A 14,577-nucleotide genomic window follows, 5' to 3' on the forward strand; every position below is an offset into this window, starting at 1 on the left:
TGACGCAGACCCATGAAACTGTTGCTACTCGAAGATGATGATTTGTTAGCAGAAAGCTTGGCAGAGAGTCTCAAGGACAACGGTTACCTGGTTGATTTGGCCGCTTCATTGAAAGCGGCCAAGTCGCTGATGGCAACCGAGGATTATGAGCTGGCTATTTTAGATGTCGGTTTGCCCGATGGGTCGGGGTTAGATCTTCTCGCTCATTGGCGCAAGCAGAAGCGCAGTACGCCTATTTTGATTTTGACGGCGCGCGATACCTGGGAAGATAAAGTTATCGGACTTGAAACCGGAGCCGATGACTATCTCACCAAGCCTTTCCACGAAGCCGAACTTATGGCTCGCCTGAAGGCCTTGTTGCGTAGGCAGTCTGGTCAGTTATCTCATGTGATTACGCTTAACGGTGTCTCGTTGGATGAGGCGGGTCAACGCGTGTGCTTAGAAGGAGAAACGTGGCGTTCGCTAACAGCAACGGAGTTTCGATTACTGCGCTACTTAATGCTTCATCCAGACCGTATTCACTCGAAAGATCAGCTACTAGAGCAGCTCTACGCCTTGGATCAGGACGCTGCCGCACCTAACTTGGTGGAAGTCTACATCGCTCGTCTGCGCCGTTATCTCGGTAAATCAGTCATTCAAACGCGACGTGGTCAGGGGTATTTCTTTGCTTCACATTGATAGACGCAGTTTACGCATTCGGCTACTCGCATGGTTAGGCGGCGTCGCGCTACTGGTGGTGGTCACCACGTGGCTATTGCACGGGATCTTTTTACAGAGCCTGGCAAGGGATTTTTTAGGTGAACGCTTACAACGTGAAGCAAACCACGCGGTCGCGCAGCTAGAGCAAGACCAAACGGCTGTACCGACTGCGCTCGACTCGGTTAGCCAAGGCTATCAAGTCTTTCATCATCTCTACGTACTCCGTTTCAATGGCTCGGTCAGCGCTTCTGACCCGCAATGGCAGCAACAGCTGGCTCCGTTGCTAGATGAGAGCGGCGATGCCCTAATAGATGTGAATCGCGGAACACAGCACATGCTCGTCTATCGCCGCCATTTTGAGTGGCAGGGCACGCAGGGTGTGCTATTGGTGGGCGAGGATTTTTCCCAAGTAGAATCAGGGCTTGCAACTTTACACTGGTGGGTCGGTGGGATCGCCGCCGTGCTTTTAGGGATGCTCATCATACTCAACATGCTAGCGGTTAACCGTGGACTCATACCACTCTGGCAACTGCGCCAACAACTTGAAGCATTGCGATCAGGCAAACGTGATCGCTTGTCATTAGTAGCCCCTTCGGAGCTAGATGAATTAGTCGACCAGTTGAACTGGTTCATGGACGACATTGATCTTCGTCTGAAGCGCTCGCGAGAATCGGTCGCCAACCTATCACACGCATTAAAAACACCGCTGGCAGCCGTTACTCAAGTACTGCGTGGCAACCGGCCTATTGATGACAACCGGCGCCATAAACTACTCAGCCGTATTGAAGACATTAACGCCCAGTTGGATGCGGAGCTGCGTCGTTCACGTATTGCAGGCCCTAATGCAGGACGAATGGCCAACGTTACTCGTGATAGCTTACGGCTGATTGAGATGTTCCGTAGCCTCTATCCTGAGCGTATGTTCGACCTGACTCACTCAGCACGTGAGGAAGAACAAGTTCCCATTGAATCTCACGATTTTTCAGAAATATTAGGCATCGTGCTTGATAACGCAGGAAAATGGTCGAGCAGGCGCGTTCTTTGCGATATTGCAGTCACTGTAACTGCACTTACGCTAACTATTGATGATGATGGTCAGGGCGTTGCAGAAGAGGAACTTTCACGCCTGGGAGAGCGTGGTACACGACTGGATGAGCGCCGTCCTGGCTACGGCTTAGGCCTTTCGATTCTTGCACAGTTAATCGTCCGCTACTCAGGTCACTCTCAGTTTGAACGAAGCCCACTGGGTGGTTTACGAGTGACGATTGCTTTGCCCTTGACGGCTGAAGTGGTCAATTAATCATCATTCAGCTTTGATTCAGCTTCTTCCATCAAGATGGTGCTATTCACCATTGATGGGAGTTACACATGGCACGCTCAAGTATCATTTCTCACCCTCTTTCTCGTCGGCAAGTGTTAAAAGGAGGCGCTGCCTTAGGCTTAGGTTCTGCTGCGGCAATGGGGTTAACTCCCGCCTGGGCAAACCCCTGGGGCCGTACCAACGTCTATGCTCAGGGCGTTGAAGAAGGGCCCGAGGTATCGCTGGCGATCCGCCGTGAATCGTTGCCTATTGACGGACAAGAAGCCCAACCAATTACCATTAACGGTACCAGTCCTGGCCCGCTGATTCGTTTGAAAGAAGGTCAAGACGCAGTACTGCGTGTCACCAACCTGCTGGACGAGCCCACCTCCATCCACTGGCATGGTCTCATTCTACCGCCGGAAATGGATGGTGTGCCTGGCGTTAGCTTTGCAGGTATCGCCCCTGGTGAAACCTTTACCTACCGTTTTCCCGTCCGTCAGAACGGTACCTACTGGTACCACAGTCATTCCGGTATGCAGGAGCAGCTTGGCCATGCAGGGCCATTGATTATCGACGCTGCCGAGCGTGAGCCTATCCGTTACGACCGTGAGCATGTGTTACTGCTCACCGACTGGACTTTTGAAGACCCGATGTCGGTGTTCCGTAATCTGAAAACCATGGAAGGCTATTACAACTTCCAAGAGCGCACGATTGCTGACTTCTTTGCCGATGTTCGTAACAACGGTTTTGCTCAGACCGCTGAAATGCGCGGCATGTGGGCCCAAATGCGCATGAGTTCGCGGGATATCGCCGATGTCACCGGTAGTACTTATACTTATCTTCTCAACGGCTATTCTCCTCAAGAAAACTGGAATGCCTTGTTCAAAGCTGGTGAGCGGATACGACTACGCGTGATTAACGGCTCAGCCATGTCTTTTTTCGATGTTCGTATACCTGGCCTGAAGATGACCGTGGTGGCCGCTGATGGACAACCGGTGCAACCCGTTCCTGTTGATGAGTTCCGTATTGGCGTGGCTGAAACCTACGATGTGCTGGTTTCACCTGAAGACGACCGGGCATACACCATCTTCGCCGAAGCCATGGATCGGAGCGGCTATGCACGCGCCACGCTAGCTCCACGTGAAGGCATGCAGGCGGATATTCCTGAACGCCGTCAAATTGCAGACCGCGGTATGGAAGCCATGGGTGCCCACGGTATGGGCGGTATGGATCACTCCAACATGGCGGGGATGGATCACTCTGGCATGTCCAACATGTCGGGGATGGATCATTCCAGCATGGCTGGGATGGATCACTCCGGTATGTCCAACATGCAAGGCATGGATCACTCTACTATGGGGGGGATGGCAGCCGAGCAGGCCAAAATAGGCGCAAATGGTTTGCTTCTCGCCGGTGAAGCTCAGCCGGGCTCTCGCTATAACCAGGCGGGAATCGGCATTGATCCTGACGAACGACGCGTATTGGTTTACCGGGATCTCAAAGCGTTCACACCATGGCCTGATCGCCGTGAGCCAGGCCGTGAGCTTGAGCTGCACCTGACCGGCAATATGGAGCGTTATATGTGGTCGTTCGACGGTAAGAAGTTTAGCGAAGTGACCGGCCCTATTCATTTTGAGAAAGATGAGCGGCTGCGCCTAATTCTGATTAACGACACCATGATGGAGCATCCTATTCACCTCCACGGTATGTGGATGGAGCTAGAAAACGGCCAAGGGGAATTGATACCACGCAAACACACCCTAAATGTGAAGCCCGGTGAGCGCGTATCTGCGTTGATCACCGCAGATGCAGAGGGCAGTTGGGCGTTCCACTGCCACCTTCTCTATCACATGGATGCTGGCATGTTCCGCGTTGTTCAAGTTTCTTAAGGAGGCAGTATGAAAATTAAGCGCTACTTAACCCTCGCCAGCGCCGCCCTTGGCATGGCCGCCGCCACGACCGCTCAAGCCGAAGATGGCTATGCGGCACCAGACAGTTGGCCAGCGCCCACTGAGGAACATAATATGGGTATGGCACTGTTTGATCGGCTCGAATATAGCGTGCCTGATAAAGGCCCAGAAGCCGTGGTATGGGACTTTCAAGGCTGGTACGGCGGCGATATCAACCGCATTTACCTAAAGTCAGAAGGCGAAAATGTCCAGGGCGACGGCGAAGATGCTGAGTTTGAGTCTTTGGAACTACTCTATAGTCGTTTAGTGGCTGATTTTTGGGAGTTACAGGGGGGGATCGGTTATCAAGGCGGTGTTTTCTCCGATGATCACGCTGAACGCACCTATGGGGTTGTCGGCCTGCAAGGCGTAATGCCCTACGGCATTGAAACCGACGTGGCATTACAAGTGAGTGAAGATGGCGACGTGGCCGCCAGTTTTGAAGGCGAATACGATCTGCGCCTGACTCAGCGGCTCTACCTACAGCCGCGCACCGAAATTGCCGTGGCCGCCAGTGAAGTTGAGGAGTTTGGTGTGGGTGAGGGCCTTAACTCAGTGCGTGTCGGCATGCGCCTGGGCTACGAAGTGACCAGACGCTTTGCGCCTTACGTGGGCGCTTACTGGGTAAAAGAGTATGGCGATACCGCTGACCTTTCTCGTGCTGGCGGGAATAATACCGAAGATACCGGCGTGGTGGCAGGTGTCAGGTTAATGTTTTAAATCGTTAAGCACTCTATAACTTGCGCCACCGAAAGGTGGCGTTTTTTTTTGCTAATAAACCACTAAATTCAGCTTCAATTCATACTCTAAGGTTATTATTAAATTGTAAATAACCAGCGGAGTAAACCACCATGAAAATTAAAGCAATTGTTTTTAGTGCAGTAGTAGCAAGTATCCTCTCTACACCTGTATTAGCGAGCTTAGGCAATACAACACAGAATCTTCCCTTACTAGAAAGAGGCGTATCTTCTACACAGATGCTTGCCCAGGGGCAACCTAAGCGTTTCAATATTAACATTGAACAAGCGACTACACTGAAAGTAGTGAGTGAGCACTTTCCAGGATTTACCAGCACTGGCAACCGCATTTCAGCTGTTCTTTATAATGAGGCGGGACAGCAGGTAGCAGAAGCTTCCAGCCCACGGGGGCGCTTCGAACTTGTTCGTCAGCTGCAACCGGGTAATTATCAGCTTGAGGTAACAGGAAGATCAAGGGGAGGCAGTGATGATAACAGTTATTATGAACTACATGTCGCCTATTGATATCCTTTAGTCTTGACACGAATTAAGAAGGTCAGCCATGAGCTGACCTTTTTTATGAAAAACTAGTATCTCGGCAAACAAATTCAGCTTTAATTCAGGAATTTTCGCTAACTTTATAGTGCCGCAATCGGCGTAAAAACAAGACAATTCATAAAGAGGTGTCATCATGTGGAATAACAAGAAGATTCCCTTGGTCAGCATGACGGTTATGGCCTTGGCAATCGGCTCGACGTATGTTTCGGCCCTGGAAACCCAAGTGGGAGAGACCACCGTGGGGCTTTATGGCTACGCCAGGCTGAACATGGCTTACAACTTCGATCCGGGATGCCGGATCAGCTAACGAAGGTTACTTTGCTGAAGTCGCAGGATCGGAAGATGAGAGGGATGTCGGGGATCAGTTTCAAGTCACCGCGACACAAAGCCGCATCGGCTTTCGGACCAGTACGCCTGTCGAGGGGAGCACGCTGAAGCTTTCAGTCATCTTGTCTTGGTTCATGTTATCTAACCATCGCGCTATCACCTGGAGTTCTTGGGTCCGCAAGTGAAGACGTCGCCTTTGAGTGGCGAGTGGTACTGGTTCATTAAACTCTACGGTGCCTTGATCCGCCCAAGATAATATTTGTTTGATCTCTGGAAGACTAACGCCCAGCGAACGCAGGCAGTCGATAAAACTTAGGCGCCCCAAGGACTCTATAGAGGTTCATAACGGTGACAACGACCCACTCCAGCGCTCGCGCTTATGGTTGCAAACAGGAGAGTACATATGTCCGTTTGGCTTGTAGATCGTTGACCTGCTCGTGCACATGGGCCTTAGGTGAACGTAAACCTGCTGACTTCGCGATAAGAGATTGACGCGTTTACAGAGCAGGAACATGTCGATACGATTTCCCAGGGATATCTGGGCTATGAACGTATTGGCGGCTATGAAGAGCTTCATGAGCACCTGGGAGTTAGCGTTTCAGACCCTAATGCGACCACCTATCGCCCTGTGCTGGCAATTTTTGCCACTGCGTTACTCATCGATTTTTCTGCCAGTTGGGAGGTTCAGTGCATAATATTCACTGCACGCGTGCTAGAGTATGCCGTAGCCACAGCGATCATACCCCCGGGTCTGCAAAAGCTGCAGGGCGTAGCGAGCTTTAGCGCCATGTTTCTCAACTATGACCTGCACGCCCAGCGCCAAGTCCCCTTCAGTTACGTTTACCTTCACGCCTAGATACTTCCGAAGCTACTAATTGCTGGCCGATACGCTTATCTGGCTGGCTGCGCCACTGGCGCTATTCGTTGGCACCGTGTGACAGGTTCTGTCTTTAAAGCGATATACCTCGATAAACGTGAGCTCAAGTGCGCCTGTGTCGGCAACAGTAATACCCATTAAGCTTTGTATCGCTCACCGAAAACCTAATGATGATGGGAATGAGGCTATGGATACCGCTTGGGTAATTATCGCCTACTTTTTGCGAGGCGCTTGATCAGGATCATATTTCCCTCCGATGCTGTTCAGGTTGCGTTCAGACAAATCATCCATGCTGTTATTGGGGTTATTTATTTGATTTTTCCCAAACCAACGGCCTTAACTGCTGTTGGCTCTTTGGGCGAGTTACTGAGGTGATTATGAGTAACAGTACAAGTAGTCGTTTGCTGATGTTGTGGGTGCCACTTGCTGGGTTTGTCATTTGGGCGGGATACCTGATTGGAACCGAGCACCGTCTCCACCTATTTCAGTTCTTACCTTTCCTCTTTTTGGCAGCATGCCCACTGATGCATATTTTCATGCATAAACACCACGGCGGTCATAAGGACAAAATAGACAAGGACTGAACCACTCTATATATACATGTACGCGCCTGGGAGAAAGACCATGAAAACGACACAACAAGAGCACCGCTTGGGTGTTTCCAAAAACACACTGGTGACTCGGAATTTAAAAATCAAGCCTAGTAAATCCAAACGCATTGAAGAAGCGCTGTCAGATATCGACCGACTCTATGGAATGGATAAGGTGGTCTACAACGAGAAAAACCGAAATATCAGCCTTGCTTACGATGCGCTGAGGCTCTGCATCGATGACGTTGAAAAAATTCTCAAGCTCCATGACATACAGGTCAGCGCTGATCGGTGGAACCGCTTTAAGAAGGAGTATTACCGTTTCGTCGATCAGAACGTTAAAGACAACGCTAAACAGGAACCTTGGAGCTGTCATTAATAGTCATAACGGTTACATGACACAACCAGGAGCAAGACTAGCTAGTTTAGGGTAAGAGCTGCTTGCCTGTGGCCTCGCAAAATCAGACCTTCCGTTAGTCATTTGCCATGTGGCTGCACATAGGTTCTATTTTTAATTTATATAGCATCAAAAAACACCGCACAGGAGTCCTCGGCAGTTATTGCTGCTGTGGTTGCCGTTAATACAAGGAGTCGCTTTCATGGTTGGGCAGGATAGAACGCCACAATATAAAGAAAACAGTCTTTCGTTGGTCGGTGCCGTTGCATTAGGCACCGGCGTGATGATTGGGGCCGGTATTTTTGCGCTAACCGGCCAAATGGCCGAAATGACTGGTCGGCTATTTCCTCTAGCCTTTCTGGCCGCTGCCGTCATTGTCTCTTTCAGCGCTTATTCTTACGTTAAAATGTCCAATACCTTCCCATCAGCAGGTGGGATTGGCATGTATTTACAGAAAGCGTATGGCCCGACGCTTCCCACCGCCTTTCATGCCCTCCTGATGTATTTTTCCATGGTGATCGCACAGAGTTTTTTGGCGAGAACGTTTGGTTCCTACACGCTTGAGTTGTTTGACCTGGGGGATCGTTCACTATTTGTGCCCCTACTCGGGGTTGGTTTACTGCTAATAGCCTTTTTGATCAATTTATCCGCCAACCGCTTGATCGAGACCGTCGCCTCGGTGCTCGGATTTATCAAAATAGGTGGCATTATAGTGTTTGGTATTGTCGGCGTGTTTATTGCCGACTCCATCGAAATGGGTGCTGGCAACGATGCACCTACGCCTACGATAACGGGCTTTTTAGGTGCTACGGCGCTCGGCATACTGGCATTTAAAGGCTTCACGACGATTACCAATAGTGGTTCGGAGCTTAAAGATCCTAAGCGGAATCTTGGCAAAGCTATCACGATCTCGATTGCGCTATGCGTGGTGATCTATGCCCTTGTCGGTTTTGCCGTTGCCAGCAACCTATCTTTGCCTGAAATTATCGAAACCCAAGACTACTCCCTGGCCGCCGCTGCCCGTCCCGCACTGGGTGAAGCGGCAGTTGCGTTTACCGTCATTCTCGCCATGTTGGCAACGGCGGGCGGTATCATCGCCAGCGTCTTTGCCGTTTCACGCATGCTCGCCATGCTGACAGAAATGAAGCTGGTTCCTCACCGCCATTTCCACATGCCCGGCAGTGTACAAAAGCATACACTGGTGTACACTATCGTATTTGGCTTAGTGCTCACCGCTTTTTTTGACCTGAGCCGCATCGCAGCATTAGGCATCATTTTCTACCTGATCATGGATATGGCCATCCACTGGGGTGTGCTTCGTCATCTCAAGGACAGAGTGGGGGCTAATCCTGTTATTCCTAGCATTGCCATACTACTAGATGCTGTCGTGTTAATCGGCTTTTTATGGGTAAAAGCCATCTCGGATCCCATGGTGCTCATCGTTGCTGGCGTAGTAATGGCTACTCTTTTACTCGGCGAATGGATTTTCCTATCCAAACGCGACGCTTCAAACGATAGCGAGCACTCTCACACTCATTAACGTTAATAGCGTTATAGGAGGTACCAAATGGACGTTAGAACCTTTGGTGAATTGATCGATTGGACCCGTCAGTTACACGAGCATCTTGCAGCTTGCCTTGCTCATTGCGCCGATATACACGAAGAAGAGCGCGCTCGCATGTTGCTCAATTACTTAGCTGCACAGGAAGCGGAAATGCAGCGCGTTGTGGCGCGCTTTGAACAGACTGCTGACGCGAAAGCATTAAAAACCTACGTTTATGACTATTTGGAGCATAAACCTATCCGTACGCATCGTACCTGCGATGCGCCCTATTCCACGCTAAGTGTTGACGACATTTGCCGAGAGGTTTTTGATTTCCATGAACAAACGATAAACCTTTATCGAACCCTCGTTGGCAAAGCGGAAATTCCTGAGGCTAAAGAGCTCTTAGATTCCCTTTTAGCACTTGAAGAGCACGAAGCCATGCGCCTTGTTCGCCAAACGGGGAGAATGAACGATGTCTGAAGACCATAACGAGACAAAGGTGAAAGACCCTGTTTGTGGCATGGACGTTGATCCCCATACCTCCCGCCACCGTGCCGATCACGCGGGTAAGACTTGGTACTTCTGCTCAGAAAAGTGTCAGGAAAAGTTTATTGCCAAGCCTGATGCGTATCTTGAGCCAAGCAAACAGTCACAAGCGTCAGTACCCTCGGGGTCTATTTATACTTGCCCGATGCACCCAGAAGTTCGACGAGAAGGCCCAGGCGACTGTCCAATCTGTGGCATGGCGCTGGAACCTGAAACCGTCTCTGCTGACACCGGCCCTTCGGACGAACTCAAGGACATGACCAGGCGTTTCTGGATCGGCCTAGTACTGACCCTCCCCGTGTTTGCCCTAGAAATGGGTGGCCACGTGTTTGGCCTTATGCATTTTATTTCCCAGCAAACCTCTAACTGGATTCAACTGCTGCTGGCAACGCCGGTAGTCGTCTGGGCAGGTTGGCCATTCTTTGTACGCGGATGGCGTTCGCTAGTGCATCGCAGCCTTAATATGTTCACGCTAATCGCGATCGGTACCGGCACCGCGTTGCTCTACAGTTTGCTGGCCACCCTCACACCGGGCATCTTTCCCGACGCCTTCCGTCAAGCCGATGGTTCGGTGGCCGTTTATTTCGAAGCAGCGGCAGTGATTGTCGTTTTAGTTTTACTGGGACAAGTATTAGAGCTACGCGCTCGTGAAAAAACCTCTGGCGCTATTCGTGCTCTGCTCGACTTGGCGCCTGCTACCGCTCGACGCCTTGATGATCAGGGCAATGAGGAAGATATCTCTCTTGACCAGGTTCAGGTAGGGGATCGTCTCCGGGTGCGCCCCGGCGATAAGGTGCCATTAGATGGCGAAGTGATGGAAGGTCGCTCCAACGTTGACGAATCCATGGTTACCGGTGAACCACTAGCGGTGAAAAAGGAAGTCGGCGATGGCGTCATTGGCGGCAGCATCAATGGTCAAGGATCCTTTGTCATGCGCGCTGACAAGGTGGGCCAGGACACGATGCTGTCGCAGATTGTGCAAATGGTCGCCAGCGCCCAGCGCAGCCGCGCACCCATTCAAGGGCTTGCCGACAAAGTCGCCAGCATCTTTGTACCCGTCGTTATTCTCATTGCTGTTGTGGCTTTCATCGCCTGGTCATTGTGGGGCCCTACCCCGCCGATGGCGTTTGGCCTTATTGCGGCGGTTAGTGTTCTGATCATTGCCTGCCCGTGCGCGCTAGGTCTTGCTACCCCCATGTCAATTATGGTCGGTGTAGGGCGCGGTGCCCAGTTAGGCGTGTTGATTCGCGATGCCGAAGCTCTTGAACGTCTAGAGAAGGTCGACACCGTCGTCGTCGACAAAACCGGCACGCTTACCGAAGGCAAACCACGAGTGACCGAGTTGATTCTCACTGAAGGCATTGCTGAATCGGAGCTTTTGCGCTTGGCAGCTAGTCTTGAGCGAGGCAGCGAGCACCCCTTGGCCCATGCAATAGTCGAAAAGGCTAAAGAGGCAGAGGTAAAATTAACAGAAGCGTTGGACTTCGAGGCTCCCAATGGCATGGGCGTTATAGGCCAGATAGATGGCAAGCGTATTGCCCTGGGCAACCGGCTATTGATGGAAAGCGAGGGCGTTAACACCCAGTCTCAAGACACACATGCCGATCAATTGCGCAGCGACGGTGCTACTGTCATCTTTGCGAGCATCGACGGGAATTTAGCTGGGCTGCTCGCCATTGCCGATCCGGTCAAGGAAACCACCGAAGAAGCCATTCGTTCACTCCAGGCTGACGGCATTCGAGTGGTGATGCTGACAGGCGATAATCGCACCTCCGCCAACGCTGTGGCACGTCGGCTAGGCATTGATGAGGTCGAAGCTGAAGTGCTTCCAGAGGATAAAGGCCGAGTGATTCAGCGTCTCCGTGATGAAGGGCGCATTGTTGTCATGGCCGGCGACGGCGTGAACGATGCACCTGCGCTGGCTACAGCGGATGTCGGCATTGCCATGGGAACCGGCACCGATGTGGCGATAGAAAGCGCTGGGGTTACTCTACTGCGAGGAGATCTTACCGGTATTGCCACGGCGCATAAGCTCTCAAAAGCCACCATGCGTAATATTCGCCAAAATCTCTTTTTTGCCTTTGCTTACAACGCGGCAGGCATCCCCATTGCCGCAGGGATTTTGTACCCCTTCACAGGTATGCTGTTATCACCGATTATCGCGGCGGCGGCGATGTCACTCTCTTCAGTGAGCGTGATTGGCAATGCTTTACGACTTAGGATGATTGCTATTAAGTAAGGTTCTTCGTCACTTCACGTGGATTTGGCCTGATCGAATAGGCGGCCCACCGGGCTGCCAATCAGGTAGATCATGGCGATAAAGTTGGCCTCGTTCCGGTAGCCACGTGCCCGTGACCGAGCCGCTTGGAACAGACCATTCATTCCTTCCAGTCTTGCGTTCGTCAGTCCCGAGAGCCAGCGTCTGACCACCGCGTCGGCGTGCCGCTCAAGCGTCGCCAGGGCTTTCCCCATCGGCTTCAGCAGTGGCTTTTCAGACACCGCCGCCTGCATGACCTTGAGGTAGTTCGTGATCCGTGATGCGCCACCGAGCCGCTCTGGGCGTTGGAGCCTTCTGGATCCAGCGTAGCTTCTCCTTGATCACCCAGGCATCGGCCGTGGCGCTCTGATCGGCCACCAACTCCTAGAGCGCCGAAAGCTGTTTGGGTGTCAGGTTCTTGTTATCCAGGTTCTTCAGCAGGGCCCAGCGCAGCGACTTGGGGTGCCCCTGCTCCCGGCGCTCTTTCTTGCGTACCTCGTCCAGCCGCTTGGTGAAGGTCTGTACGATATGGAACCAGTCGACCGTTACCTCGGCCTTGGGAAGGTGCTCGGTCACGCCGCTAAGGAAGGCTGGCGACATATCGCAGACGACCTCGACCACATTATTCGGGTCGCCGCCATGGGCCGCCAGGAAGGCGCTGAAAGCCTGGATGGCATCCTTGCCGCAGCCTGGGACGGCAAAGATAACCGGTTCCCGCTTGCGCTGCATGTCGAGGAACACCGTGACATAGCGATGACCGCGCCGGGAGGCGGTTTCGTCCACGCCGACCGTCACCACCTTGGACAGATCCAGTTCCCCCAACATGCGGCCAACGTAGTGGTGCACGATGCGCCATAGTCGTTTGTCGGAAATCTCCAACTGGCGGGAGACGGCCAGTACCGGCATCTCCTTGACCAGTGACATGGCCGCTTGCTCGAACAGCAGGGTAAAGTCGCTGCCCGGCCGGGCCCAGGGCACCTCTATGCGCTTGACGCCATGGTCAGGACACTTCGTGCGCGGCACGCGAGCATGCAGGTAACAGTGATGCTGAAAGAAGTTCAGATGCCGCCAGGTTTTGTCGGCAAAGTCATGAGCTTGGCAGGCCTTACCACATTCTGGGCAGGGATAGAGACTGCCTCGCTCCGCCTCGACATAGAGGTCCAAGCGGTGGGGCGACACGGCGGTATCCAGGTACTGGTTCTTGAGGATCCAGGGCGCTTCCAAGCCCAGGCCGAGTGTTAGAATCTGGGTGCCGTCCATGTCATACCTCCTGCCGCTGTGGAGGTCATATTCTGGCCCAGCTCAGGGGGCGAATTCCACACCCAACGTCGAAGAGCCGAAAATGATCTGCCATACCACAACGAGGTCAGTGACAGCTAAGACGGTGATCAAAGCGTTTGACGAGTTTTAAGTGCGCAAAAAACTGTATTCTCACTTTGTAGTGCTCGATAACGCCAGGATACACCTTTCAGGCAAAAAGTCGTTGAGTGAATGCACACCGTTTGCATATGTTCGACCTACTCGCCAGAGTTGAATCCTGAGTGAGATATTGAGTCGTCAGATGAGGTATGTAAAGCCACTGTTAAGCGCTTTCCTCTCATGTGATCGCATCTGTGATGAGATACACCGGCCATTGAGTAGCTATGGAACTGATCATGCAATTAACGTTGAATGAGCGCTTGCTAGGACAGTATTTATTTTGGGGGCAAGCGATTCAAAAGCCAGTGAAACGCCAAGGAATGAAGTGGCGGTTTATCAAGGTCCTCTCGAAACTGGTTCCAGATCATGACTAACGAAACAATTATTAAACTCATTAGCATAGCTATAAGCCCCCATTTGTTCATCACTTATTTCTCCGTCTTGCGCTGCCTTTATATAATTTCGAGAAACCTGCAGGCCATTTTTTTCGGCAGCGCTCATATCAAGCGCCTCGATATCGTCATCCCATTCGTGCATGCTTAAGACCTCTCAGGTAATTTAACAAACTTTTTCATGCGCATGCGAGTTTTATCTGGGAAGCCCTACCTTGCCAAAAATCATCTAATCCACTGATATAAATGGGGTAAATACCATTTCCTGCTAGTAAGGCTCGTTAGAAAAATGCGCATGCACTTCAACATTATCACCCGCCTCTGAAAATTGCGCATAAGCATAAAACTCTGATCATAAGCAATTTTTTATATGTATTTGCAAGATTATCCTCTGGCAATACAAGCCTTCACGTTACAGCCCTCCCCTCTGCTTTACCGATCAAGTGAAGCAGAGGGAGTTTTTCTTCACGAAAATAGACCTTTACTCAGCCCTGAAAGGGATGGCTTGATCAGCCAGCAAACTTCCCTTTAGAAGGCAAGAATCGGCCAACAGCGGACTTTTAGTGAGTTCTAATGTAATGTCTCCATCAACCGTAGGCTTGCTTGCCTTGTTATGTGCATGTCTCTGCCAACCCCACTAGCTCGCCCATCTTAAACTGACGCCCTTTATGAATTACATGGAGGTGAGAGACATAGCATTGATTCCTGTTTTTTGCCTCTAGGAACAACAAAACGCGCCACATTATCTTGAGAGAAATTCTGGCATCGTCAGCGCCAACCTTTATTGGCACGACGTTTAGGCCCAAACATCGAGTTTTTCCTGAATCTCGATCAATGCAACCCAAAAATTTCTTGTCACCCTGAATTCATAGAATAACTGCAGCACTTTGGATCATACGGTAGAGGCAGGAGGGCCAGCAGCGGTACCCTCTCCGCCTTACCGACCAAAGTGAAGCAGAGTATGGGATACCGACAACTGA

General features: G+C 51.5%; 13 protein-coding genes and 1 pseudogene. 11 read left to right on the plus strand and 3 right to left on the minus strand.

Features of this window, described 5'->3' with window-relative positions:
* Window positions 1–12 precede the first annotated feature (12 nt).
* The 6 genes from K7H08_RS18035 (at window position 13) to K7H08_RS18060 (ending at window position 5,553) form a co-directional block, all read left to right on the plus strand.
* Entirely contained in the window at window positions 13–678 is a 666-nt protein-coding gene (locus K7H08_RS18035) for a response regulator transcription factor (RefSeq protein WP_009288249.1), read from the plus strand.
* Window positions 665–1,999, plus strand: a complete 1,335-nt coding sequence (locus tag K7H08_RS18040; RefSeq protein ID WP_208458210.1) for a sensor histidine kinase — start codon at window positions 665–667, stop codon at window positions 1,997–1,999. The genes K7H08_RS18035 and K7H08_RS18040 overlap by 14 nt, the downstream gene beginning before the upstream one ends.
* Window positions 2,000–2,067: 68 nt before the next feature.
* Entirely contained in the window at window positions 2,068–3,891 is a 1,824-nt protein-coding gene (locus K7H08_RS18045; protein ID WP_231658661.1) for a copper resistance system multicopper oxidase, read from the plus strand.
* Between the two features lie 9 nt (window positions 3,892–3,900).
* Window positions 3,901–4,671 (plus strand): copper resistance protein B, encoded by a 771-nt coding sequence (locus K7H08_RS18050; RefSeq protein ID WP_153843659.1) that lies wholly within the window; start codon window positions 3,901–3,903, stop codon window positions 4,669–4,671.
* A gap of 131 nt (window positions 4,672–4,802) precedes the next feature.
* A complete protein-coding gene (locus K7H08_RS18055; protein ID WP_180096311.1) occupies window positions 4,803–5,213 on the plus strand; it encodes a hypothetical protein in 411 nt (136 codons plus the stop codon).
* Window positions 5,214–5,379: 166 nt separating this feature from the next.
* The gene (locus tag K7H08_RS18060) at window positions 5,380–5,553 is read left to right on the plus strand and encodes a hypothetical protein (protein WP_157826517.1); all 174 of its coding nucleotides are present in this window, start codon (window positions 5,380–5,382) and stop codon (window positions 5,551–5,553) included.
* Window positions 5,554–5,613: 60 nt separating this feature from the next.
* Here K7H08_RS18060 and K7H08_RS18065 read toward each other — a convergent pair whose 3' ends face one another.
* Window positions 5,614–5,898: a MerR family DNA-binding protein gene (locus K7H08_RS18065; RefSeq protein ID WP_231658662.1), complete on the minus strand. Its 285-nt coding sequence runs from the start codon at window positions 5,896–5,898 to the stop codon at window positions 5,614–5,616.
* Window positions 5,899–6,857: 959 nt separating this feature from the next.
* Between K7H08_RS18065 and K7H08_RS18070 the strand changes: the two genes are divergently transcribed.
* The 5 genes from K7H08_RS18070 (at window position 6,858) to K7H08_RS18090 (ending at window position 11,768) form a co-directional block, all read left to right on the plus strand.
* Window positions 6,858–7,034 carry a DUF2933 domain-containing protein gene (locus tag K7H08_RS18070; RefSeq protein ID WP_008958470.1) on the plus strand — a complete coding sequence of 59 codons (177 nt, stop codon included), beginning with the start codon at window positions 6,858–6,860 and terminating at the stop codon, window positions 7,032–7,034.
* A gap of 40 nt (window positions 7,035–7,074) precedes the next feature.
* Complete coding sequence (locus tag K7H08_RS18075; protein ID WP_022522184.1) at window positions 7,075–7,419, plus strand: hypothetical protein; 345 nt, start codon at window positions 7,075–7,077, stop codon at window positions 7,417–7,419.
* Between the two features lie 220 nt (window positions 7,420–7,639).
* On the plus strand, window positions 7,640–8,977 hold the full coding sequence (locus K7H08_RS18080; protein ID WP_008958468.1) for an APC family permease: 1,338 nt from the start codon (window positions 7,640–7,642) through the stop codon (window positions 8,975–8,977).
* 27 nt (window positions 8,978–9,004) lie between these two features.
* The gene (locus K7H08_RS18085; RefSeq protein WP_008958467.1) at window positions 9,005–9,463 is read left to right on the plus strand and encodes a hypothetical protein; all 459 of its coding nucleotides are present in this window, start codon (window positions 9,005–9,007) and stop codon (window positions 9,461–9,463) included.
* Window positions 9,456–11,768 carry a heavy metal translocating P-type ATPase gene (locus K7H08_RS18090; RefSeq protein ID WP_008958466.1) on the plus strand — a complete coding sequence of 771 codons (2,313 nt, stop codon included), beginning with the start codon at window positions 9,456–9,458 and terminating at the stop codon, window positions 11,766–11,768. The genes K7H08_RS18085 and K7H08_RS18090 overlap by 8 nt, the downstream gene beginning before the upstream one ends.
* A 14-nt stretch (window positions 11,769–11,782) precedes the next feature.
* Here the strand turns inward: K7H08_RS18090 and K7H08_RS18095 are convergent.
* Together K7H08_RS18095 and K7H08_RS18100 are read right to left on the minus strand one after the other, a co-directional pair.
* A pseudogene (locus K7H08_RS18095) lies at window positions 11,783–13,046 on the minus strand (ISL3 family transposase).
* Between the two features lie 495 nt (window positions 13,047–13,541).
* Window positions 13,542–13,742 (minus strand): hypothetical protein, encoded by a 201-nt coding sequence (locus tag K7H08_RS18100; RefSeq protein WP_092490835.1) that lies wholly within the window; start codon window positions 13,740–13,742, stop codon window positions 13,542–13,544.
* Between the last annotated feature and the right edge of the window lie 835 nt (window positions 13,743–14,577).

Origin of the sequence: Halomonas sp. IOP_6 (assembly GCF_021151565.1) — a bacterium.
Classification (GTDB): domain Bacteria; phylum Pseudomonadota; class Gammaproteobacteria; order Pseudomonadales; family Halomonadaceae; genus Vreelandella; species Vreelandella alkaliphila.